Consider the following 24986-nt stretch of genomic DNA (forward strand, 5'->3'; position numbering starts at 1 on the left):
TTGAAAAGAAATGTAAAATTATGTCAGAATTCCTTCGTTAATTAACCGTAAAACTTGATTTTAAAATTCGGTTTACGTTAATGATATATTAATTTTGCGCAGTTTTAAACTAAATGTGCAAAAACAAAATGGAACAAGAACATCAGTTCATTGATTATATTGAGCAAAGTATCATCAAAAACTGGGACAGAGATGCCCTGACCGACTATAAAGGAATTACCCTCCAATATAAGGATGTAGCACGTAAAATTGCTAAATTTCACATTGTTTTGGAAAGTGCCGGAATCCAGCCGGGAGATAAAATAGCGGTTTGCGGACGTAACAGTGCTCATTGGGCAGTTACTTTCTTGGCCACCATCACTTATGGAGCTGTGATTGTTCCTATTTTGCATGAATTCAAAGCAGACAATATTCATAATATCGTCAACCATTCTGAAGCCAAACTACTTTTTGTAGGCGATCAAGCTTGGGAAAACCTGAATGAGGATGCAATGCCTTTATTAGAAGGTATTGCATCATTGGCAGATTTCTCCTCTTTAGTGTCGCGCAACGAAAAGCTCACATACGCTTTCGAACACCGGAATGCCATTTACGGACAACGTTATCCAAAGAACTTCCGTCCTGAACATATCTGTTACCGAAAAGACAGACCGGAAGAACTGGCAATCATCAATTATACATCCGGCACTACGGGGTATTCTAAAGGAGTAATGCTCCCCTATCGCAGTATCTGGTCAAATGTTGCCTACTGTTTTGAAATGCTTCCCGTCAAACCGGGAGATCATATCGTTTCCATGCTTCCTATGGGACATGTATTTGGAATGGTATACGACTTCCTATACGGATTCTCGGCAGGCGCACACATCTATTTCCTGACACGTATGCCGTCTCCTAAGATTATCTCCCAATCGTTTTCGGAGATAAAGCCCAGAGTCATCTCCTGCGTACCATTGATTGTAGAAAAAATTATAAAAAAGGATATTCTTCCCAAAGTAGACAGCAAAATCGGTAAACTACTGCTTAAAGTACCCATTGTAAACGATAAGATCAAATCGTTGGCACGACAAGCTGCTATGGAGATATTCGGCGGTAATTTTGATGAAATCATTATCGGTGGCGCTCCTTTCAATGCTGAAGTAGAAGCCTTCCTCAAAAAAATAGGTTTCCCCTACACCATCGCTTACGGTATGACAGAATGTGGTCCGATCATTTGCTCCAGCCGCTGGGAAAACCTGAAACTTGCTTCGTGCGGGAAAGCGACGACGCGAATGGAAGTAAAAATCGATTCCCCGGACCCTAAGACTCATGCAGGAGAAATCATCTGTAAAGGAGCCAACCTTATGTTGGGCTATTATAAAAATCAAGAAGCTACTGCACAAATCATTGACGTAAATGGCTGGCTGCATACAGGTGATCTCGGCACTATAGACGAGGAAGGGAATGTAACCGTCCGCGGACGTAGCAAAAACCTGCTCCTCACCTCCAGCGGACAGAATATCTATCCCGAAGAGATTGAAAGCAAGCTGAATAATATGCCGTATGTTGCCGAATCACTGATCGTCCTGCAACATGATAAGTTGGTAGCCTTGATCTACCCGGATTTCGACGATGCTTTCGCTCATGGATTGCAGCAGACGGATATTCAGAAAGTAATGGAGCAAAACCGTATTGAATTGAATCAACAACTTCCTAACTATTCCCAAATAAGCAAGATTAAAATCCATTTTGAAGAATTTGAAAAGACTGCGAAAAAGTCAATCAAACGCTTTATGTATCAGGAAGCAAAAGGGTAATTAAGAACCTTTGACTAATTAAGAGTACATACTTATAACAAATAATAAGATAAGTATTCTCGCAAACAAAAACGGTGGACAGCCTCAACACTGTCCACCGTTTTTTCTAACCTCTAACAAACTTTATTAAAGTGCCATAAATGAAATAGCCTGTCCGCCTCCGGCAGCCATTCGTATGTTCAACGTATTTTCAGAAGTAACCGTTTGTTCCGTTATCCGGTAATCCGTAGGATTTGATTTCCAATCCGCATTCTCTCCATCCGCATAGATGACAACTTTATACTGTTTGCCCGGTTCCAGGAAATCCAATTTTATTTCCAGTGTACGGGGTTTCTCGTTCGTTGCCGCTCCCAAGAAATAGTTACCTTTTGCTTTACGCACGATGGCTACAAATTCACCTGGTTCTCCTGCCAATGCTTTCGATTCGTCGCAATCCGGATCAAAATCGCGGAAGAACTGGAAAGCCGGATGTCCCTCATAATGTTCAATCATATCAGAAGCCATTTGCAAAGGGGAATACAAAATCACCCAGTTAGCAAGCTGTTTCGCCAATGTAGTGTTCACACGGCTGTTTCCCTTATCCTGATCGTTCCATTTCCGGCGACGGGGAGAATCCTTTGTCTGTAAAAACAAAATATCAAAAGTTCCAGGAGTGTAATCCATCGGACCGGATAACAGGCGGGTAAACGGCAACATCACATGATGGGAAGGAGGATTACCTTCGCTCCATGCATTCCATTCCATACCTCTTGCACCTTCACGAGTCATCATGTTGGGCCATGTACGGCGAATACCGGTATCTTTAATCGGCTCGTGTGCATCCACTGTCATTTTGTGACGGGCAGCTGTCTCTACCACTTTCTGATAATGATTAACCCCATACTGTCCATGATGCGAAAGTCCATTCGGGAAAGCACCCGCATAACCGGTTTTCAGGATATGAATACCATGTTCTGTGTACCATTGCATGGCATGATCCATCTGACGTTCATAGTTGGGAATATTGCCTCCAGTCTCATGATGTCCGATGATTTCAACGCCTTTCTCTTTCGCATAATGCACAATCTCGTCAATGTCAAAATCAGCATACGGTTTCGTAAAGTCAAAATTCTGCATACCACCCCAGCTTTCCCATCCTTCGTTCCATCCCTCAAACAAAACACCCTCTATATCATTGGCGGCAGCGAAATCAATATACTTCTTGGCATTGGCGGTAGTGGCTCCATGACGTTCGTCCATCTTCCAAGTCTCCACACCCAAATGCATTCCCCACCACACTCCGACATATTTCAAGGGACGAATCCAATCGGTAGTTTCCAGTACACAAGGTTCGTTCAGATTCAGAATCAAGGAAGAATTAATCAGCCCGACAGCTTCCGGAGCAATCTGGATGGTACGCCAGGAAGTAGTAAAATGATTGCCTTTACGCACTTTGATACCATCCGACCAAGGAGTTAGCTCAGCTTTCAATGCATATCTTCCGGTCTGCTTCAAAGTCATTTCGGAGAAATCATACAAAGCCGCTTCATGAATACTGCCATAAATACCGTCTGCCGTTTTGAATGTGAAAGGAGTATTGGCAGTTTCCACTTCGGAAATAGGCTGTTGCTTATATAGTAATTCATAAGTCTCCGCACTGGCGGGAATCGACCATGAAGTTCCGTCCTGACGAAAACGGAAAGTTGTCAGTTCATCGGTTATCATCAACGAATCCACTGCGGGAACACTGTACTCATAACGGAACCCTACTCCATCATCAAACACACGGAAACGAAGTGTCAACTCCACCTGATCTTTGTTGGTCAGGCTCACCGCCATCTCATTATAATGATCCCTGTTCTTTTTATTCTCTCCCCAAGCCTGTGTCCAAATCTCATCCTTATGATCGAAAGTCGTACTGTTTATCTGAAAACCTTCTCCTAAAGCAACTCCATTTTCTTCTGTAAACCCCATTGCAGAGTTCTCAATCAATAGTGAATCGCCTACCGAGACATTATAAAACGGGGTACCGTTCTCATCCAGCGTGAAAGACATCTTAATATGGCCGTCCGGTGATTTGACTTCTGTTTTCGGACTGCTACACGCATAACATCCCAGCATACACAGAAAAGCTCCGATTGCATAATTTATTTTCATAGCACTATATCTGTTATTTATATATAGTACAATTCAGAAGAGAAAAACACTTATATAATCAAGGTGAATTTCGTTCTAATAAAGAGAATCTCTTTCTTCGGTATGATTTCTATTCTTATTTATGCAACAGAATATCAGTTCCCGGAACAATCTTTCCCATCGACCATACACATCGTACATTCAGTTCCTTATCAAGAATCACAATATCAGCATCCTTCCCCTTTGCCAACGCCCCTTTCCGATCACCCACTCCGATCAAACGGGCAGGAGTTTCGGAAGCCATGCGCACGGCATCTTCCAAAGGTATGTTCGCTTTCTTCACCATAGTACGCACCAAGATATCCATCGTAGCCAAGCTACCGGCCAGTGCTGAATGGTCTGCCATCTTACACACTCCATCCTCTATTATGTAGCGTGGATCAATAGGTACAGTACCGTCACAAGCAGCATAAGCCAGGGCATCCGTGACAAGGCAAGTATTTTCTACCCCTTTCAATTTATAAACTAATTTCAAGATAGTAGCCGGCAAGTGTATACCGTCCGCAATGACTTCCACCGTCATTCCTTCTGTCAGATATACACTTTCTACCGTACCTTCGTACTTATATTCACGACGTTTATGAAAACCCGGCATAGCGTTATAGAAATGAGCGGCATGAGAGAATCCCACTGCATATGCAGCCTTTATCTCATCATATTCGGCTTCGGTATGAGTCACCGCCGTCATAATCCCCTTTGAACGGGTGTATCTGGCAAAATCATGCGCACTGGGCAACTCCGGGCTGATATCCCAACGTCTGATGCAAGACGTATGTTCCAGCAAAGGAATATATTCATTTTCATCCGGTGTTTTCAGAAATCCGTCATATTGCGTTCCCGCCATCTTCGGATTCAGATAAGGCCCCTCGATATGCAGACCGAGAATCGGAGAGTCTTTCTCCTTCATCAGATTCTCGCATACATCGACTGCCTGATAAAGCCTTTCGAAGGAAGTAGACGACAAAGTAGGAAACATACCGGTAGCTCCATGTTTCAAGTGTGCCATAGTAGCAGTACGGAAAGCCTCCTCCGTCGTTTCCGTAAAATCATGACCACCACCTCCGTGCGCATGCATACTCACGAATCCCGGTACGATTGTCATCCCACGAGCATCAATCACCGTTGCACCGATAACCGCCAAATCACTGTTGGTCACCTCTAATATTTTTCCATCACAAATCAATACGGAACCGTCTTTCAACCATCCCTGCGGAGTCAATATCCGTCCGTTAATTATCTGAGTCAACATAGTCTTCTTATTTATAGGATTTAAAACAGTTTATTGGTTCCCTCTACCAATTGCCCCATTGCCCACACGGCTCTTACATTCAAGTCCTTATCCAAAGCAATGATATCGGCATCCTTACCACGTTCGAGCGTGCCCTTACGATCCAGCACTCCCATGATACGGGCAGGTGTTTCAGAAATCATTCTAATCACATCCGCCAATGGGATTTCCGCTTTCTGCACCATCGTACGTATCAGACGATCCATTGTCGCCACACTTCCCGCCAAAGCGGAACGGTCGGCTAGTTTACAAACCCCGTCCTCGATAATGACACGCGGGTCAAAAGCCGTCTGGCTATCGCTCGCCGCACAAGCTAACGCATCCGTTATCAAACAAGTACGCTCCACCCCCTTGATCTTGTAAACAAGGCGCAGAATCGTCGGCGGCACGTGGATACCATCGGCCACTACTTCCACTGTCATATCGTCAATCAGATAAATACTCTCCACCGTACCTTCATATTTGTACTCTTTCCGTTTATGGAATCCCGGCATGGCATTATAGAAATGAGTAGCATGGGTATATCCGGCTTCGTATGCCGTCTGTATATCTTCAAACTCAGCCTGCGTATGCCCTACTGAAGCCAGCACCCCTTTCGCCGTGATATATTTGCCGAACTGCATGGCTCCGGGAAGTTCCGGCGCAGCGTCCCAACGCTTGATGCAGTGCGTTTCCTCCAACAAGGGAATATATTCTTCCGGGTCCGGATCTTTGATATTCTCCGGAATCTGTCCGCCCGCCATTGCCATATTGAAATAATGGCCTTCGAGATGAAGTCCGAGTACAGGACTGTCCGGTTCCGCCATCATTTTCTCAGTGGTCTCCGCGGCAGCACGAATCATCGGAATGGTAGAAGAAGAAAGAGTCGGAAAAATACTGGTAGTACCATGCTGCATATGGGCTTTGATTGCCGTACGGAAAGCGTCTTCCGTACCTTCCATAAAGTCTCTTCCACCGCCACCGTGAACGTGGATTTCCACGCCGCCCGGAACGATATACATTCCTTTGGCATCAATCAGTTTGGCTCCGATAATGGCAAGGTCACAATTGGTTACTTCCAGAATTTTATTGTCGCGAATAAGAACTGACCCATCCTTTAGCCAGCCTTGTGGTGTCAGGATGCGTGCATTAATGATTTGTGTTAACATATCATTTTTATTAAATTAATTATAGGTCTACATAAACCGATGACTCTCTTTCGGGGGGAAGTACATCGATTTTTCACTTGCAAAATTACGCTTTTCTATCCAAATTATTGATAAAATCGTCCGCTAAACGTACAATAAGGTACAAAAAAAAGAGGTTACCAGTCTTATTGACCGACAACCTCTATAATTTATCTGGAGCGGAAAACGAGACTCGAACTCGCGACCCTAACCTTGGCAAGGTTATGCTCTACCAACTGAGCTATTTCCGCAAACTAAATTTCGTCATTCAGAAATCTGAAAGATTGGTGCCCAGAACAGGACTCGAACCTGCATGCCTCTCGACACACGCACCTGAAACGTGCGCGTCTACCAATTCCGCCACCTGGGCAAAACTTAGTTCCATCATTTCAAAGAAACAAGAGCGGAAAACGAGACTCGAACTCGCGACCCTAACCTTGGCAAGGTTATGCTCTACCAACTGAGCTATTTCCGCATTTCACTTTAACGAACCGTGAAGAGAAGGAGACTCGAACTCCCACGACATAACTGTCACTACCCCCTCAAAGTAGCGCGTCTACCAATTCCGCCACCTCTCCATAATTTTAAAGTTTAACCTTTGTGCCCAGAACAGGACTCGAACCTGCATGCCTCTCGACACACGCACCTGAAACGTGCGCGTCTACCAATTCCGCCACCTGGGCAAAGATTATTGTTCCAACATTTCAAAGAAACATGAGCGGAAAACGAGACTCGAACTCGCGACCCTAACCTTGGCAAGGTTATGCTCTACCAACTGAGCTATTTCCGCATTTTTTCGTTTGCGGTTGCAAAGGTAGGCATTTTCCGTAAACCTGCAAACATTCTGCACACTTTTTTCAAAGAAATCTGCTCACCTTGCACCCGATGCAAAACAATCAATTTGATTATCAACTCATTCGGTCACGATAATCTTCATAAGAAAATTGCTTGTATATTTCCGCCTTCCCCTCTTTTGTCCAAATGGCAATGGCGGGATGATGAATTCCGTTAAACATATTCGTTTTCACCATCGTATAGTGAATCATATCCTCAAACACGATACGCTCTCCGATTTGCAACTCGTGATCGAAACTCCACAGTCCCATATAGTCACCGCTCAAACAGGAATTTCCTCCAAGACGATAGATGTATTTTCCCTCATTTCCCATCTCTGCGCCACGCACGGCAGGTTGATATGGCATTTCCAGACAGTCCGGCATATGGCAGGTGAAACTGACGTTCAGAATAGCTGTCTTGATTCCACGACTTTCCACAATATCCACCACTTCGGAAGTCAGCACTCCCGTCTGCCAAGTAAAAGCCGATCCGGGCTCCAGGATTATCTGCAAGTGTGGATAACGCGTTCTCAATTCCTTCAACAGTCTTATCAAATGCTCAGTGTCATAATCTTTGCGTGTCATCAGATGTCCGCCCCCTAGATTCAACCATTTAATCTGCGGAAACCAACGGGAAAACTTGCTTTCCAGATGTTCCAATGTACGTTCCAACTCATACGAGGAGGACTCGCAATGACAATGGCAGTGGAAACCTTCAATTCCCTGCGGCAATGTTTCCGGCAGCAGGTCTGCCGTTATTCCAAAACGGGTACCGGGCGCACATGGATTATAAAGCTCCGTCTCTACCTCCGAATATTCAGGATTTACACGAATACCACATGAGATACCGCTTCCTTCGGCAACCGTCATCGAATAGAAACGTTCGAATTGGGCCATCGAATTGAATGTGATATGACTACTACAACGCATGATTTCAGGAAAATCCCGCTCCGTATAGGCAGGAGAATACGTATGTGCCTTGCTCCCGAACTCTTCCAGCGCCAAACGGGCTTCATACACCGAACTGGCTGTTGAATGACGTATGTATTCACGGAATATCGGGAAAGAACGCCACATGGCAAACGACTTGAAAGCAAGGATAATCTCCACTCCCGCCCTGTCGGCTACGCTCTTGATCAATGTAAGGTTCTTTCTTAGGAGTTCTTCTTCCATAATATAACAAGGAGAAGGGAACTGTGCAAAGTCTATCATCATACTATTTAAGTTTTATCTAAAATTCCAAAGTAACGCCTCAATGACGCGGATGCAAAAATACAAATTCAAAAGCAAAGAGAGATTGTTTTATTTTTAATTAAGATATTGCTTTTCGAGAACTTTTTCCTATTTTTAAGCCTTTATTATTTATAAGTAGTTGTATCATCCTAAATAACTGATTGAATATGAATAAAGATTTAAGAAAAGTAGTGATTCTGCTGGCACATCCCAACATTAAAGCCTCACAAGCGAACAAGGCATTAATTGACGCTGTCAGTGACATTGAGGGAGTAGCGGTTTTCAACCTTTACGAATTGTCGGAAGATATCGCTTTCAATATCGACGAATGGAGTAAAATCATCTCCGACGCTTCGGCCGTTATCTACCAGTTTCCTTTCTATTGGATGAGCGCACCGTCATTATTAAAAAAATGGCAGGACGAGGTTTTCACATTCTTATCCAAAACTCCGGCCGTTGCCGGAAAGCCATTGATGGTAGTGACAACTACCGGTTCGGAATACGAGGCCTATCGCAGTGGTGGACGAAACCGATTCACTACGGACGAACTTTTGCGTCCTTATCAGGGAAGTGCAATCCACTCGGGCATGGTATGGCAGACCCCCATTGTGATATATGGAATGGGAACCGCGGATGCGGGAAAGAACATTGCCGAAGGAGCGAACTTGTACAAACAAAGAGTAGAAATGCTTATTAACAGCAGTAATGCGGGAAATAATTGGTAAAAACAAAAAGCGTAGCTTTATCCAGTCTAAAGCTACGCTTTAGCATACCTAAAGCACAGCTTTAGAGGAGGTAAAGCAATGCTTCTTCTTCAGTGTCAGTACGGGCAAAAAAACAAACACTCCGACCACTGACATTATCAACCCGCCAATAGTGCCTGCCGCCAACGGAAACCAGAATCCCTCCTTTTCCGCTCCTACCATAAAAGGAATAAATCCCAAAACGGTAGAAGCAACTGTGAGGAAGATAGGTATTATCTTTGTATTCCATGCCTTCACATAGGCCCGTAACGGTGCAAGACACGGAAAACGCTTACGAACCGCATTATATTCATTCAATATATAAATGCTTGCATTCACCGTGATGCCACAAAGCAGGACAAAGGAGGCAAAACCTCCCTGGTCAAAATTCAGTTTGAACCAATAGAACGTCAGGAATACGCCGATATAAGATACCGGAATCACAAAAATAATAGCCAACGGCTGTTTCAACGAATTAAAAAGAATACTCGTAATAAAGAATATAATGCCGATTACGATCAGAAGCAGACGATATTGTTTATTATCCTTTCCACCCCACGACCAGTTGTTATCTTCTGATTTCGCGGTATATCCCATCGGAAGGACTTCATTAAACTCCTCCAAATCCTTCTTCAGCAATTTATGCCCCTGTTCCGAAGAGCCTATATACTCGTATTGCAGGCACAAGCGGTATTGCTGGTTTTCCTTTGCCACCTCTTGCGGCATCTGTCCTTTGTCGACAATGGCCAGTTCCGACATCTTATATTCCCTGCCGCCTGCCTGAAAAGGATAATACTGCATAGCCCATACATCCCTTTCTTCCGATTGCCGGGAAGAAAGCCTTATCTTTTCCGTTCCTTCCTCCGTCAGTACTGAGCCGATTTCCATATTTCGCCCATATATCGGACGGATAACGGAAAACAACCCTCCGGCTCCAATTCCTTCTTCAACCATCCGCCGTTTGTTCAGATTGAAGTAAAACTCCATATAATCATCTTTCCACCACGAGAAACCAGAACCTATCGTCACTTCCCTGATCCGCCGATGCTCCAACAGCTTTACTTTCAGTTTCTCCGCCCAATCGTAAAGTTCGTCATAATTGTACCCGTACATCTTCACCCGGAAAGAACCCGCATTCTCACGCACACTATTACTAAATCCCTGATCCTGCAACCCATAGATACTCCAATCTCCACCACCCAATTGAAGAGCCTTACTTATCATATTAGCTTTCAACGTATAAGGAAACCCACTTTTCTGGTGTTCTTTGGTGAAATAGATATGGATAGATGCCCGACGGGCACTCTCTACGGACGCTTGAAACTGTTTGATTTCCTTAAATCCACTCAGATAGGTTTCCATCCGTTTTATCAGTGTATTCATCTGCTCAAGCGTGCTCCCATTCGGTAGATTCGCATTGGCGTGGAGCACCACTTCTTCATTACGTGAGAAATAGCTCCCCTCATACACCTTTTGTATGAACAGCCGCAAGCTTCCGCCCAACGCCTTATCCACAATCGGTTTCACCTTTTCCTTATAAGTAGAAGTACCCAACGTTTTATTATAAACTTCCGCCCATTTATCTTCCCCCTTCATCTTTTCCGGCAACAAGAATACAGGTAATCCGAATCCCAATAATAACAGTATGCACACCGCCACCTTCCAACGGCAAAGAATCCGTATCAGCCACATATAAAAACGGCTGAAGTAAACCGGAAAACGGTGCATCCTTGAGCGTGTCCACACTAAGAGACGCACGTTCCCTATCCTCTGTCCCGATTTCAGTTTCAGCCTTGGTTTCGAAAGAGAAATTCTTTTCCGCCGCTTCAGTCCTGTTTTATCAATCAGGGAAGGAACAAAAAACAAGGCAACCAACAAAGAGACTCCCAAATTGATAATCACCACAGCGGCAAAGTCCTGCAAATTGAGCCGTATCTTCTCATCCAGAAAGAAAACGATAACCAGCGCTCCCATCGTCGTCAATGTAGCCGCCAGCACAGACATAAACGCTTTCCGGTTGCCACGACGCAGATAGTGGTCGCTCATCACTATCGTATTATCAATCACAAGATTCAACGAGACAGTGATACCCGCCAAAGAATACAGCTGCATTTCCAGCCCGAACGCGTAATACAGAATAACCGCAATCGCTATATTGACAGACAGGCTGACAACAATCAGAAACAGATATTTAGGACTGAATGTAATCAGCAATACAAACAACAACAGGATAGCCACCGTGACCCCCGTACGCAAATAAATCTTACCAAGCTCATCTCTGATGAACTCCGTTGCGTCATAACTCGTATGAATCTCATATCCCGTCGGGAGCAATAGCCGGATATTATCCATATATGCCTTTACTTCCTTACTCAACGCTAACTGATTAGCCGTCTCTTCCGCAACTATCGACAGATAAATGGAATTCAGTCCATTGATACGGTAATAACTTTGCGGCTGTTGTTCCATGCGGGAAACCTTCACCAGCTCATCCAGACCAATCATTCTCCCGTCCTTCATCTTCACCTGTATCCGGCTGGCATCAAACTCCCGGCTGTCATGTTCGGGAACCAGCGCCAGGCGTATCCATTGCCTGCCCGCAGCCCCCTGTTCCACATCATAAGTACCCAGAAACTCTTTCTTATAATGCAGCCCGACCGCCTGACGAATATCATCCGTACTCACCCCCAACGTACGTAGCTGTTCACTGTCATATTCCAATCTCCATTCCATCGGCGTAGCTCCGCTAATACTTATCTTATAAATTCCCGAAAGCTGTGCCAGCCGTGTCTTGATATGCTCCTCCGCATATTGCTGAATCAGAATGGGAGTGGCAGGCGCATTAATCGTAAACGACATGAAAGGCCCTTGGCTCTGTTGCTCCGGACTATGCATCTGTATATACGGATAACTCACCCCGTCCGGCAACTCAGGCCACGTCTGCCGGATAATCGTCGAAGCTTCAAAACGCGCGACCGATGCATCCGCATGCCTGTCCAGACTTACATTAATCCTTCCCCACCCGTTTCCCGAAGTGGAAGAAATGTTCCGAATCCCTTTCACACGGGCAAGCATTGCTTCCAACTTACTGGTAGCCGTCATCTCCACCACACGAGCCGAAGTGCCGGGCATACTAAAACTGACACTAAACCCCGGCAATGTCCGCGATGGATTCAGCTTGACCGGTAACAACGGAACAAGTGCCAACCCGACTAGTGCCACACAGACAAATGCGACAATCAATGTAAAAGCGGATGCCTTTAAAGACCTTTTCAATTCAGATTCCATATCAATCTTTTCTCATTCTTCATTTAATTAGTTTCCCTCCGTTAAAATCGAAACGGTCGGAAAGGGAAAGATTCGCAGCGAAATCAAACAGAGTGAGACGACGTATCTTGTAATAATTCAGCCAGTAATTCTGTAAAGCCGAAATATAGTTCCGTTGCGCCTGTTGCTGGCGATTAAGTGAAAGAGTGAGACTGTTGATGTCCGCCTTACCGATAATAAAACGCTGTTTCGTCTCGTTATAGGCAAGAATGGACAAGTCAAGCGCCTCTTCCGCACTCGCTATCAGTTGCTGCTGGATATTAAAGTCACTTACCGTCATGATAACCTCCTCCTCAATGCTTATCTCATCCTGACGGGCGGAGATTTTCACCACATTCAGATTATTCCGTGCCATATTATGCTTTCCCTTACGGACACCCCAATCCACCAACGGAATAGAAACGCTGACCGACACCAAATCCTGTTGCATCGGTTTATGATATACATCACCGAAATTATCCGCTACCTGATTAAAGCCGATACTCGCATTCACGCTTGCGTTGAAACGTGATTCTTTTCTCGTCTTATCCACATTTCTTTCCGCTTCCAGCACATTCTGCTTCAATTCCAGCAATTGGGGGTTATTACTCTTTCCATAGTTCAAAGCCTCATCCACCGGAATCTCTATCCGGTTGGGACGGGAAGGAAGCCTCAAGTCTATCTGCGTATTCTTATCCAGATTAAGAAAAGACGCCAGAGAGAACATCGCCCGTTTCAGATCACTCGCCTTGTTCTGCAACGTATTCTGCGCGTTCACACGGTCCAGCTTCAGTGTCAGCAAGTCGGCCTGCGAAATGGCGGCTATCCGATGACGTTGCTGTCCGATACGGTATAGCGTATCCGTGGAAGCCAGGTTATCCTTAGCCAGATTATATTCCGCCTGTGCCATAGCCAGCGAAAAGAAATAATTCGTAGCGGTTTCCGAGACTTTCTCCACATTATAGAGGAATTCCTTCTTTACGCGCTCGTATTTCAACGGCTCTATCTTACGTTCCCACTTGAAGGGATTGTATCCTACCAGGCTCTGCGAATATCCGATTCGCACGGGAACACTGGTGAGTTGCGTCGCGCTGTTATCACCGAAGTTACGCATATAAGCAAGATTCGATTCCAGATAGAATGCACCTCCGGTCAAGTCCAGGTTTTGTTTCACACTCAGTCCTCCGTATGCATAATAAGATTGCTGCGTACGGTATACATCCAGGTTGGAGCCCGAATCGTAACGCTTCGTAATGTCCCGGTTATATTGTGCCGGAGTAAGATCCAGCGTCAAACTAGGCAAACGGTTGGCACGGTATGTCCGATATTCCCAATAACCGGAAAGGTACATATTCTGTGCGCGGAATGACTCCAACGAACTGTCATTCGCCAAAGCAATCGTCTGATTCAGGTCCAGTACCAGATGTTTCTGCGCATACAACGAGGATTCACCACAGAGGACACAAAGGACACAGAGAAAGGTGGGAATTCTTAAATTCATAACTCTCATATTTGAACTAGTCTTTATTACTTATTTCTTCTTTTTTCCGGTAAATGAACCAGTAAAGCAACGGTATGATGAACAGACTCACTGCCGTACCTATTGACATCGTTCCTATCATGGCAATGGACAACGGCTTTTGCAGTTCCGAACCCATATCCGAAGAGAACAACAGCGGGACCATGGCAAAAATCGTAGTCAGCGAAGTCATGATTATGGGCCGCAGGCGCCTGCGGCCGGCTTCATGGATGGCTTCCAGCAAAGGGACGCCTGACTTGCGCAGTTCATTGATGGCATCCAGTTTCAATATAGAGTCATTGATGACAATGCCACAGGTGACAATCAGCCCGATGGCGGACATCAGATTCAGTGTGTGCCCGCAAAGCCAAAGCAACAACAGTGCAAAGGCCACGTCTATCGGAATCTCCGCCAGGACAAGCAAAGGCTGTAAAAAGCTCTCGAACTGTGCCGCAAGGATAAAATACATCAGCAACAGTGAAATCATAAGTATCACTACCAGTTCATCCAGCATTTCCCGATTAGAGAAGAAGCTGCCGGAAAAGCCCGTGTCCCAGTCTCCCGTTTCCTCCGCTACCCGCTTTACATTCTTTATCAGCTTGTCCGCATCCCGCACCCCGTAAAAGTCGAAGGGCACAAATTCTCCGTTACGTCCGGAAGTAATGCTTTTCAAGTCTTCGGCGGGAGTCACCTTTAGTAGTTCCCGAAGCGGGATATATTCCACCTCCCCTTTACTGTCCGGCTGTGTCTGTATCAATGTCTCCTGCAAGACCCTGTTCACCGTCCTCTCATTGCCCGCAATATTTATCGGAAGATACTGCTGGTAGGAATGCAGCATGGTCACGCTGTTTTCACGGAAAGCGGTTTTCAAGACACGGTAAAGCTCATTATAGGAGACACGGTAGAGCAAGAGCTTTTCCTTGCTGATACTCAGGTCCAGCTGGTTCTCGAAAGCGATACCCGTAGGGTTGATTCCGGTTTCCTTCGCCAGTGCCTGCTCCACTTTACGAATTGTTTCCGCTTCCGGTGCCTGCGCCCTGTTGCGGGCATAGAACTCGGCAACGACATCCGGCTCACCCGTCACGAAGAGTTTTTCAAACACCGTTTCCGGTGAAGCGAAAGACACGACAGAGAGCGGATAGCGTTCTTTCAGTCTCCGGTATATCTCCTGTTCCAAGGGAACGATCTCATCGGAAGTTTCCGTCCGGAAATAAAGTTCCGCTTCGGAAGAGGAAAGTTCCCTTTCCCGGTTCAAGATAAAGTCCTGCCTGCCGATAGAAGCCGTCTGTTCAAGGAACCGCCCCTCCAGTTCCTTAAAAAGTCCGTCCACACGCTTCCTGTTTTCATCCACATGGATATTCTCATTCCATTCGATGCGGACAATCAGTTCGTTCTCTTCTATATCGGGCATCCGCTGCTTATCTATGAAGAAAAAAAAGAAGACGCAGAGCGGGATGGAAACGATGCAGAATAGCACACTGAATGTTTTATGACGGAATACCCAGTCCACTCCCGAATCATAAAAGCGGTCCAGCGTATGGTCTTTTATTGGGTTATTGAATCTGAAAGAAAACCACTTCCATTTTCGGGTACAGACGCCTGTACGGTAGACCAGCAGGTAAAGAACGGGAAGAAGCATGATTCCCGTAAAATAAGACACCATCAGCCCTACCGTGACAGAGAAAGCCTGGTCATAGAAGATGGCTCCGGCAATGCCACTCATAAAAATCAAGGGAGCGAATACGGCGATGGTAGTCAGCGAGGAACTCAACATGGGAGTCACCACTTCGCTCGTTCCCGTGATACAGGCACGCCGCAGGGAATATCCCCGTTCACGATATTGAGAAATATTCTCGGTCACGATAATCGAGCTGTCAATCATCATTCCCAGAGCCAGAATCAACCCTGCAAGGGAAATGATGTTCAATGACATATTACAAAGGTAGAAGAATACAAAGCTGATGACGATGGAAACCACCATGCTAAGTCCGATAACCAGCGGTGATTTCACATCACCCAGAAACAGAACCGCCACCAGGCAGATAAACAGGAAGCCCAAGGAAAGATTCTGTTGCAGGTTGGAAATCGTATAGTCCAGCAGTTCCGTCTGATTACGGCTGATACTGAAATCAATATCCGGATACACCCGCTGGAAATAGTTCATAGTGCCTACAAGGGAATTCCTCATCTTGTCCATGTTCTCGTCCGCCTGCTTGATGACGGCCAGCGTCACTGCGCGTTTGCCGTTCGACACGGATACACCTTTCTCCTTCACTGGCACGATACTAACTTTGCAGAAATCCTTTAACTGTACGATGCGGTCGCCCTTGCGCAAATAGATATTTTCCACATCTTCCGCCGTGCGCAGCAGTGTAGAGAACTTAATGTTATATTCATAGTACCCGTCACGCACCGTCATACTACCCGGTTCCACATTATTGGACGACAGGGCCGATTCAATATCCCCGATGGAAAGTCCCATCATCGCCAGCTTATTTTCATCAGGAACAATTTGTACCTGGCGTTCCACGATTCCGGTCACGTCTACCATAGCGACTTCCGGCAATTGCTCGATACGGCGTTTGATAACCGATTCGGCAAACCCGCACAAATCCAGGAAAGCTTCTCCCGTACCATAACCGGCAGTGTCATTCTTCAATGTCAGATTCAGGTAAAATACGGGAATATCCGTAGCGCTTGCCTTTATCACTTTCGGACGTTCCGTCTCTTTCGGAAGGAAGTTCATCGCAGCGTCTATCTTCTCGTTCACCTCGATAAAGGCAAGGTCGGTATTCGTACCGTAATCAAAAGACAAACGGATAATTCCCGCCCCGTCACGTGACTCACTATGGATATCTTTCAGGGTCGAAACCTGAATCAGTTGTCCGCGTAAAGGTTTCACAATCGTATTTTCCAACTCACGGGCAGATGTATTGGCGGCGGATACCTGAACCGTTATCTCCGGAATGGCAATATCCGGAAGCAATGAAACCGGCAGGGTGGAATACGTCACCAGCCCGATAATGAAACAGGCGGTAAAAGCCATCAGTACCGCAATAGGACGCCGGATTAAAAATTTTATCATACTACTTGATTTTAGGCACGGGACTACACACAGACGACTCCGTACCTTTTTTGATTATCTTACATTTACTTCCGCTTCATGCGCCAGATTCAGATTTCCGGTCACAATGACCGTATCTCCTTCCAACAAACCATCTTCAACTCCTTTTTGGGATTTATCAGAAACGATGCATTCCGTAGCATTCTCCATTCCCGTATGCACATAGTTCCACATGGACTTGCCGTCCTTCAAGGTAAACACCACCTGCTTGCCAGAGCGCAATACCACCGCCGTCTTGGGAATCACCAGCTGTTCACCCAAGTTACGTCTCACGCTGACCCTTACGTTCATGCCGCTAAACAGCTTGCCTTCTCCGTTCACGTCAGCCTTCACCTTCACCATCCCGTTGATATCCACCAATGGGTTGATTTCCGACACGCTGCCTTCAAACGAGCCTCCTCCGGCATAGGGAAGAACCATTACCTTATCACCCTTCTTTATAAAAGCAAGTTCACTCTCCAATACAGTAAATTCGGCCTCCATACCTTTGGTATCAAGAACCGTACAGAATACTTCAGACGTATTAGCCAGGTTAAAAGCCTTCGAAAAAAGATTAGCCACTACTCCGTCAAAAGGAGCGGTCAGTGTGGCATGGCCCGTTTCTCTCTTTGCCAACTCATATTGTGATTTCGACTGGTCATATCCGCTTTTTACTTTGGCAATCTTCATCGTCTCCGCCGGAACGTTGCTGAAATCATCAACAGAATACCCCTGTCCTATCAATATATCCTTCAGCTCCAGCTCAGCTTTCAACAAGGCATCCTCAGACTGGGACAGTTTCTGCTCCAGACGGAATTTGTCCAACTCCGCCAATTTTTGCCCTTTATGCACACGGTCGCCATTCTTCACATAGATACGGGCGATAACTTCACTTGTCTCAAAACGCAAATCAGCTTTATTCCGGGCATTCACCTTGCCATTGCTTACCAACTCGTGATTAAAAGTCTGCCGTTTCAGAACTTGGACGGTAACCTCATTTTTTGCATCAGGAAGAACGGTGGTCACTCCCAGCTCTTGCTTTTCCGTATCACTTTGCTTGTCGGAGCAAGAGGTGTTTATCCCTAATACCCAACATAACAGTAACCATATACAATTGTGTTTCTTCATATTTATTAGTTTTTTTATTTCAATAATTTCCTTACTTCTTCTCTCATTTCTTTGACAGCTGTTGATTGAATCTTTGGTTCTTTCGTCAACACTATTTCAGCAACATCCTTTAATTTCTCAGGTTGCCGATATCTTGGCTCCGCATAAAGCTTCGCCAACAGATAATATGGATAAATCCGCCCCGGAAGTCGATGTGTAGAACGTAGCAGAAATTTTTCGGCTTTTTCATAATCTCCTGTCGCCTGATAATTCTTACCAATAACATTCAATATCATCGGGTCATTACTGTGTATCATCGCTTCCTCCAATACGTTTGTTGACATTTCGTATTCTTTTAATTTATGAAGACAATGACCATATTCAAAAAGGAATACCCCACGATTCTTTAACTCAGGATATAACTTCTCGTAGTCTTTTTCAGCAGACCGGTAAGCTCCTATATTATAAAGCATTTTAACACGATGCCAGTCTTTGCACGCATCATATTGGTTATTCCTCCAATAATACGCTCCCAATAGTACCATCATTGAAAGAAAAAGTGACAGTATTATCCTCGAACGTCCAATGGCACAAGCCACCAACAATAAATAGAATGCAACAGCAAAGCCTGGAATCTGCATCGGATAAGAAGAAAAAGCAAATACCAATACTGAAATCACACCTCCACAAATGCCAATTCTATTTTCCGTAATTCCCCTCCAAAGACAAAATGTAATCACTAATGCAGTCACCAATAAAAAAGGAACTCCATATTCCACCGCTATCTGTAAATACTCATTAAAAGCATACTCCGGACTTCCTGCCACTAATTCTTCTGTCTCCGAATATTCACCGTTGGCGAAATAATCTTCCTGCGCTCTGCCATAAGCTGAAACAAAGCTTCCTGTTCCATGTCCGACGATGGGACTTTCAGCAATAGCAAGAGCACTGACTTTCCACATGAACAAGCGTCCGTTGGCAGAAGTTGCTTTCAGTTGGAAAAGTGCGTAGCCAATCATTATGATTATAACACCACCTGCGATACAAGCTAATCCTACCTTTCTTTTATATCTCGTTCTGATCTCCTTTAATCTGATTCTCCATGAGGCGTGTATCCCATATACCCATACGCCCGATATAATGGCAGCAATCCAAGCCGAACGGCTCATTCCGGCAGGCAGCACACAAAGAATCAACAGTATCACTCCCAATGTCACATAATATTTTCCCTGTTCCAGACATGTACGTTCCGTTTTTTCTCTCAAGCTTAGCCACTCATGCAGACAGAGCGGAAATATCATCGCCAAATATCCCGAATAAGGACCCGGATTATAGAAAGACCCCGTAAGTGCATACAAGGAATGATTGGAAACTGCCAGACCGTATATCTGTCTCAATCCCCAAATGGCCTCAATACCTCCCAATACAATCAATACCCATGTTACGATGGATGGAAAAGACAGATATTGTTTTCTGTTCAGGCAAAGAGAAAATACACAGCAAATGACAAAAACAAAGATCATGCGTCCCAACCACAGTTTTTGATAGGCCATTTCGCCAATAGGAATGTCACTCGGAGTGGCAAAAACCACTACGCTCAAAATTGCAGCCACTCCCAAGAGCGCTATCAAATCTGCCATACCTTTCCTTCTAGGTCTTATCCACTTCAATTTTGCTTTCATGCACTTCAATTGTCTGACTCTTCTATATCTTTTGATTAACTCTCCTATATGTTTTAGGTAAAACAACCGCATGATTTACCCTAAACAACCGTATCTTTTGAATCAATCAACCGTATGTTTTTTCTATATTATACGGTCCTTTACAAGTAAACGACCGCTCCTTTATGCTAAATTCTACCTATAAATTACATATTGCAATTATACCTTCACCCGCTATCCCCCATGAATAAAGAGTTGTGAAGGGTGAAGGCCATAATCCGTATTTATCAATTTATATCTCATTTTTCATTTTATTTTCTTCATTATTCTATCCCAGCGGGGTTTCTCCGTAAATTTATCTTCCGAATACCAGATACGGGTAGCCTTACCTACAATATATTCTTCCGGCAACATCCCCCAGTATCTTGAATCCTGTGAATTTGCCATATTATCACCGGATACAAAATAATAGTTCTTTCTAAAGCGATATTGGGTAATCGCACTGTCTCCCAGCAATATCTGTCCGTCTTTTATACGTAGTTTCTTCTTCTGTTCCCACCCTATCAACTGCCTGTACAAAAGACAGTTTGTACGGTTCATCATTACCGTCTGTTCTTTCTTGGGAATCGGCAAAGGTCCGAACTCACGGATAGTCCATCCAATTTGTTTATCATACGGAAATGTACCGACCACAATGCCATACTGCTCCGGATAATCCAAGTTCGCAAGATCGTGTTGAGCGCTGTAATTTCCCAGTTGTTCGTCACATCCACGTATTTTATAAAATCCGCCCCGAATCTCTAACGTATCTCCTGGCAAAGCAATACATCGCTTTACGTAATATTGCATTACATCGAACCTTACACTATCCCAACGATTCATTTGATAAGGGAAATTAAAAACCAGTATATCATTTCTCTTGAAATTCCCCAATCCGGGTGTCCGGTGGATAACAACGTCCTCATTATTCAGAACAGCGAACACATCAAACAGGCGAGCCCCCTTTATCATCTTATTAACCAATATCCGGTCGCCATCCTTCAATGTCGGTTCCATAGAATCCGAAGGTATCCTGAATGAAGTGAAGCAGAACAATTGCATCAAGAATAAAATTACCACCATACAGAATATGAAGAACGCCAAATTCTCCAATATATTCCAGATTTTCTTCACTTTGCTCATAGGTTTCCTTTTAATTGAACCAATTTATGATAAGCCATCAGCCCTAACACACATTTCACACGTTCGTCGTCATGCTCCAATAACCCTACAGATGGAAAAGTCATTTTCTTCATTCTTTCCTGCAAATAATCCGCCCATAAACACAATTGCTCCCAATGCATATCAGCGTAACCAAAGTCCTGTTCCGCTTCAATAATAGCAGTTGTCATCATCAATATATTGGCTGCCGCTTCTATGGCACAGTCTTCTAGTTTCACCTGTTTGCTAGCAATGGGATACAAGCCTATATCGTAAGGTGGATACCTCTTTGCCCAATGAATATCTTCACAATACGCAAATATGGGCTCCAACAACCCTTTCATCCAATCGGTGCGATTAAAAAACAACAATGCCGGAAAACTTTTATAAGCTTCTCTGACATTACCCAAAGTATCACCAAAACAAAAAAGCTTATTGTCTGAGGATGACACAAACCTGTGAGAAGACATAAAGTTACGATAGGCAGAAAGCATGGACCCGGCAAAGGCTTCATTTCCTACTTGAAATGCCTTGATATTCCACCGATAATCCAATTCATCACATTCGGTTTTAAATTTCTGGTATCTGTTTCCTACAGACATCATTAATTCTTTCACCTCTCTTGTTCCATCCTTATTCCAAAGTGGGCGCAAATTCTCACCGCTATATTGGAAAGTCCGACCTTCTTCATGTCCAATAAGTAATACACCTTTATTCTCATTTCTCGCACACAAGTTTTGAGACAAGATGATATGATTATCTTCACATGAAAACGTTGTTTCCCCTGCTATCATAGCCAAATACAAACTGTCGGACTTCGCAAAACGCCAATCATGTTCAACCCAACTATCAACTTTCCTCGTACCAAACATCCATTCCACATCTACATCAAACATAATTTCCACCGTATGCTCTTTTTCGTTTTCCGTACGAACCTGATAGGAAAGAAAACCGACAGGCCACCCTGCCATATCCCACTTTTCCGATAAGGAAGGTGAGACCAAATCAATCTGAAGTTCCACCTCTCCACACTGGAAAATAAATTGAGTCTGTGTAGCTTGCGCATTCATTTTTTTCAAAGTTGCAGGTTCCGCATCAGCATAAGTTTTATTTTCTATATACAAGCCAAAATCCAATAAGGCAGCTCCACCTGTATTGCGGCAATATGCAGCCAAGATATTATCTCCATCCACTATTTGATTAATTGCTTCATCAGTCAAACGCTGGCATTTCGTTTGATGTGTAAATCCGCTTTCCAACAGATGTTTCCCATTACAGAAAAGTTTTATCCGATCGTCGCATACATAACGGACATAAACTTTATGATTCTTCAAAACATTTCTATTACCGACCTTGATATGCCTGCGGACATAAATATTTTCCGCTCCCCACAGGGTATGAGCCGGATAATAATATCCTTTTATCGGACCAAAAGCCCCTTTACCATCACTCCACCAAGAATCGTCATACATCCTCTGCTCCCATCCTTTTCCCGGAAACAAGAAAGAATATTTTCCCGTCCATCCGACAGTGTCCTCCGAAAGAGGCGCTAAAGGAGATATACGTAAAGAATCACCTCCCATAAAACGATAAGGTATGCCGTCTACACGTAAAAAGCCAGTTATCGGAAACGCTTTTCCGGTTCTTAACTGCGGGTAACTTTTATTTAAGGTATCCCCCGTTAATTGGAGACTTAAACTAGGGGTAACAGCCAACAATGTATGTTCAGTAGGAACAATAGCGGACAGGCGGGGAGTCTTCTCATCCGGACAAGCACATGCATATATCAGAGAAATAATACCTGAGGCTATAATCATTCTCCATGTTGCAACAAATCTGATATACATTCTTATTTCCATAGCTGTACCCCGTTTTCATAAATAAATATCCTCTCGTCCAATCCACGTGTATGATTTCTCAAAAGCAATACCGTATTTACAGGAATGCCCTGAAATACCAATGAGTCGGCAGTTGCCTTAATTTTTCCGGCAGACTTCCAGTCCTTGTCACAATAAAACAACTCATATACATCATCAGGACGGACATAGTTGTCTCTGTTGCGCGGAGTATAGACAATACGGTCTACACGGACTTTTCTACCCAAGTCAAGTCCCGCCCATCCACCGGTATGTTTAAAATAATCAAAGGAAGTCCACGTTTTTCCATCAAAGACATTAGTATATTCATGCGTTCCGTCATGTTGGTAACATCCGGGAGTCCCTATAATTTCCCCAGATAAAGCTACGGTATCATTCTCCCCATAAAAAGCGACTTCCGCAATATTACATGCGCTTTTGGGCGGACCAAAATATCTTAAATAACGATATTCTTTATCAGACCAACTTTTTACAGTTGTATTCAAACGAGTAGGTCTGCCCTGTATAATAAATAAGGTGTCTTTTTCCAAAAAATCAGGATGATTGCTCCCTTCAAAAACACCTCCTATCATTCGATTTCTGAACGCATTTTCTCTCCCAATATCACACTTAGCGTATAATATTACATCTCTCTTCTCCTTTCCTGCGGGATAATAGCAGATCTCATTACTCTGTTTATCAACATAAAAAGGATCGGTCAAAAAGCATAATGTACCATTCTCATAAGTAGCCACTCTCATAAACGAGCCATTGCGTATATATTGAAACGATAAACGGCCAGCATCATATTCAGTCCAATCAATAGGAGTCCAACGATCCCGGTCACTGACACATAGATAAGCTATTTTCCCGATCCGTTTTGTTTTATATAGCTTTTCTAGAGGAATAACCAACTCTTTCTTAAAGTTATATCCATATGCATAAGTTACGTCCATAAATTTAGGCAAATGCCAAAATGGATATATGTCTTCCCCATAGTTTGCCATTTGCTCATACAACTTTCTGTTCACACTAAAAGTATACCTATACACTTTAGAACTATCATCCCACCGATACCACCAATTCTTACGTACAGGGCGTAACTTTTGCGGAAAGTCAGTCATGTACTCCTCTCCATCTTTATTCCACGTTGTTAACCAAAAATGCCCGGCATTTACATAACTACGTACAGGAACAAAGTCAATGGCGCAAGGAATACCCAAAGCTCTAAATAAATACACTCCAAAATCAGTCACTTCTCTGCATGTTCCTGACAAATATTGTACATATTCAGGCCCTATATGTCCAAATGGATAGGGCGTTACAGAAGTATAATAATGACTCTTATCAGGCAATTTACTTATTAAATAATTAGCGGCAACCACAGGATCTTCGATATCTAATGAATCAGACATACGCAATGAATCAAGCAACGAATTATATTTTTCATAGTACGTTTCACGCCAATAAGATAATGGTTCATCACCTATCCGATAAGGCAGTAAGTATTCACAAAACGTTTCAAATGAGATATTCTTTCCCCAAGGTTGTTCTTGCCAAACTTTAAATGCCCAATCGATGTTATGGCATAGGTAGGCAGAGTCTATTTCCATAATATCTCGTTTCTTATTCGGCTCTTTCATGACCCCATATACAGCCTTTACAGAGTCAGCAACTTGTTGTGGCGTTTTACCTTTACTCTTTTTCAACCATATATAGTAAGACTTGTAGTTAGCAGATTGCTCACTATCAGAATAACTATAAAAAGGCATATTTTCTATCAGAAAACAAGCTGCTTTATACTTCAAGCTATCGCTAGAGTCTTTTTTATAACGATAAAGCACTTTCTCTAACTCCATCCTATTATCTTTCGCAACTCGTAACGCAGACTCTAGAGAAGTTATTGGCTCTTCCCTAAATACTATTGTATCGACAAGATAGCATCCTAATAGAATTATAATTATAAGTTGGATATATCGTAAGTGCTTTATCATATTCTT

14 protein-coding genes and 6 tRNA genes are annotated in these 24986 nt (G+C 43.9%); 2 read left to right on the plus strand and 18 right to left on the minus strand.

Going from position 1 to position 24986, the window contains the following annotated elements; translation table 11 throughout:
• Window positions 1–128: 128 nt before the first annotated feature.
• The gene (locus tag GD630_RS07070) at window positions 129–1793 is read left to right on the plus strand and encodes a long-chain fatty acid--CoA ligase (RefSeq protein WP_007760871.1); all 1665 of its coding nucleotides are present in this window, start codon (window positions 129–131) and stop codon (window positions 1791–1793) included.
• Between the two features lie 126 nt (window positions 1794–1919).
• On the opposite strand, the gene GD630_RS07075 is transcribed toward GD630_RS07070, so the two are convergent.
• The 10 genes from GD630_RS07075 to nspC form a co-directional block, all read right to left on the minus strand.
• Window positions 1920–3929, minus strand: a complete 2010-nt coding sequence (locus GD630_RS07075) for a glycoside hydrolase family 97 protein (RefSeq protein ID WP_143865802.1) — start codon at window positions 3927–3929, stop codon at window positions 1920–1922.
• 115 nt (window positions 3930–4044) lie between these two features.
• Window positions 4045–5217 carry an N-acetylglucosamine-6-phosphate deacetylase gene (gene nagA, locus GD630_RS07080; RefSeq protein WP_143865801.1) on the minus strand — a complete coding sequence of 391 codons (1173 nt, stop codon included), beginning with the start codon at window positions 5215–5217 and terminating at the stop codon, window positions 4045–4047.
• Window positions 5218–5237: 20 nt separating this feature from the next.
• On the minus strand, window positions 5238–6404 hold the full coding sequence (nagA, locus tag GD630_RS07085) for an N-acetylglucosamine-6-phosphate deacetylase (protein WP_007755161.1): 1167 nt from the start codon (window positions 6402–6404) through the stop codon (window positions 5238–5240).
• 193 nt (window positions 6405–6597) lie between these two features.
• A tRNA-Gly gene (locus GD630_RS07090) sits at window positions 6598–6673 on the minus strand.
• Between the two features lie 34 nt (window positions 6674–6707).
• Window positions 6708–6792 (minus strand) — tRNA-Leu (locus GD630_RS07095).
• Window positions 6793–6824: 32 nt separating this feature from the next.
• Window positions 6825–6897, minus strand: a tRNA-Gly gene (locus GD630_RS07100).
• Between the two features lie 19 nt (window positions 6898–6916).
• Window positions 6917–7000: transfer RNA gene (locus GD630_RS07105), tRNA-Leu, on the minus strand.
• A 23-nt stretch (window positions 7001–7023) separates the two neighbouring features.
• A tRNA-Leu gene (locus GD630_RS07110) sits at window positions 7024–7105 on the minus strand.
• 34 nt (window positions 7106–7139) lie between these two features.
• A tRNA-Gly gene (locus GD630_RS07115) sits at window positions 7140–7212 on the minus strand.
• 118 nt (window positions 7213–7330) lie between these two features.
• Entirely contained in the window at window positions 7331–8470 is a 1140-nt protein-coding gene (nspC, locus tag GD630_RS07120) for a carboxynorspermidine decarboxylase (protein ID WP_143865908.1), read from the minus strand.
• Between the two features lie 188 nt (window positions 8471–8658).
• Here nspC and GD630_RS07125 point away from each other — a divergent pair, with 188 nt between their 5' ends.
• A complete protein-coding gene (locus tag GD630_RS07125) occupies window positions 8659–9216 on the plus strand; it encodes an NAD(P)H-dependent oxidoreductase (protein ID WP_143865799.1) in 558 nt (185 codons plus the stop codon).
• A 48-nt stretch (window positions 9217–9264) separates the two neighbouring features.
• Here the strand turns inward: GD630_RS07125 and GD630_RS07130 are convergent, their stop codons facing one another.
• From GD630_RS07130 to GD630_RS07165, 8 genes are all read right to left on the minus strand, one after another.
• A complete protein-coding gene (locus GD630_RS07130) occupies window positions 9265–12522 on the minus strand; it encodes an efflux RND transporter permease subunit (protein ID WP_143865797.1) in 3258 nt (1085 codons plus the stop codon).
• Window positions 12523–12541: 19 nt separating this feature from the next.
• Window positions 12542–14041, minus strand: a complete 1500-nt coding sequence (locus GD630_RS07135; protein ID WP_143865795.1) for a TolC family protein — start codon at window positions 14039–14041, stop codon at window positions 12542–12544.
• A gap of 16 nt (window positions 14042–14057) precedes the next feature.
• Window positions 14058–17144, minus strand: a complete 3087-nt coding sequence (locus tag GD630_RS07140) for an efflux RND transporter permease subunit (protein WP_143865793.1) — start codon at window positions 17142–17144, stop codon at window positions 14058–14060.
• Between the two features lie 54 nt (window positions 17145–17198).
• The gene (locus GD630_RS07145) at window positions 17199–18290 is read right to left on the minus strand and encodes an efflux RND transporter periplasmic adaptor subunit (protein WP_143865791.1); all 1092 of its coding nucleotides are present in this window, start codon (window positions 18288–18290) and stop codon (window positions 17199–17201) included.
• A gap of 14 nt (window positions 18291–18304) precedes the next feature.
• Window positions 18305–19909: an O-antigen ligase family protein gene (locus GD630_RS07150; RefSeq protein ID WP_143865789.1), complete on the minus strand. Its 1605-nt coding sequence runs from the start codon at window positions 19907–19909 to the stop codon at window positions 18305–18307.
• Between the two features lie 327 nt (window positions 19910–20236).
• Complete coding sequence (gene lepB, locus GD630_RS07155; RefSeq protein ID WP_143865787.1) at window positions 20237–21112, minus strand: signal peptidase I; 876 nt, start codon at window positions 21110–21112, stop codon at window positions 20237–20239.
• Window positions 21109–22989 carry a glutaminase domain-containing protein gene (locus GD630_RS07160; protein ID WP_143865786.1) on the minus strand — a complete coding sequence of 627 codons (1881 nt, stop codon included), beginning with the start codon at window positions 22987–22989 and terminating at the stop codon, window positions 21109–21111. Before GD630_RS07160 ends, lepB begins: the two co-directional genes overlap by 4 nt.
• On the minus strand, window positions 22980–24980 hold the full coding sequence (locus GD630_RS07165; RefSeq protein WP_143865784.1) for a transglutaminase domain-containing protein: 2001 nt from the start codon (window positions 24978–24980) through the stop codon (window positions 22980–22982). The genes GD630_RS07160 and GD630_RS07165 overlap by 10 nt, the downstream gene beginning before the upstream one ends.
• Window positions 24981–24986 lie beyond the last annotated feature (6 nt).

The sequence above is a fragment of the Bacteroides zhangwenhongii genome (assembly GCF_009193325.2).
GTDB classification, from domain to species: Bacteria; Bacteroidota; Bacteroidia; order Bacteroidales; family Bacteroidaceae; genus Bacteroides; species Bacteroides zhangwenhongii.

Coding starts and splice junctions, on each gene's coding strand:
- GD630_RS07070 (WP_007760871.1), top strand. CDS start 129: ATGGAACAAGAACATCAGTTCATTGATTATATTGAGCAAAGTATCATC.
- GD630_RS07075 (WP_143865802.1), bottom strand. CDS start 3,929: ATGAAAATAAATTATGCAATCGGAGCTTTTCTGTGTATGCTGGGATGT.
- nagA (WP_143865801.1), bottom strand. CDS start 5,217: ATGTTGACTCAGATAATTAACGGACGGATATTGACTCCGCAGGGATGG.
- nagA (WP_007755161.1), bottom strand. CDS start 6,404: ATGTTAACACAAATCATTAATGCACGCATCCTGACACCACAAGGCTGG.
- nspC (WP_143865908.1), bottom strand. CDS start 8,470: ATGATAGACTTTGCACAGTTCCCTTCTCCTTGTTATATTATGGAAGAA.
- GD630_RS07125 (WP_143865799.1), top strand. CDS start 8,659: ATGAATAAAGATTTAAGAAAAGTAGTGATTCTGCTGGCACATCCCAAC.
- GD630_RS07130 (WP_143865797.1), bottom strand. CDS start 12,522: ATGGAATCTGAATTGAAAAGGTCTTTAAAGGCATCCGCTTTTACATTG.
- GD630_RS07135 (WP_143865795.1), bottom strand. CDS start 14,041: ATGAATTTAAGAATTCCCACCTTTCTCTGTGTCCTTTGTGTCCTCTGT.
- GD630_RS07140 (WP_143865793.1), bottom strand. CDS start 17,144: ATGATAAAATTTTTAATCCGGCGTCCTATTGCGGTACTGATGGCTTTT.
- GD630_RS07145 (WP_143865791.1), bottom strand. CDS start 18,290: ATGAAGAAACACAATTGTATATGGTTACTGTTATGTTGGGTATTAGGG.
- GD630_RS07150 (WP_143865789.1), bottom strand. CDS start 19,909: ATGGCAGATTTGATAGCGCTCTTGGGAGTGGCTGCAATTTTGAGCGTA.
- lepB (WP_143865787.1), bottom strand. CDS start 21,112: ATGAGCAAAGTGAAGAAAATCTGGAATATATTGGAGAATTTGGCGTTC.
- GD630_RS07160 (WP_143865786.1), bottom strand. CDS start 22,989: ATGGAAATAAGAATGTATATCAGATTTGTTGCAACATGGAGAATGATT.
- GD630_RS07165 (WP_143865784.1), bottom strand. CDS start 24,980: ATGATAAAGCACTTACGATATATCCAACTTATAATTATAATTCTATTA.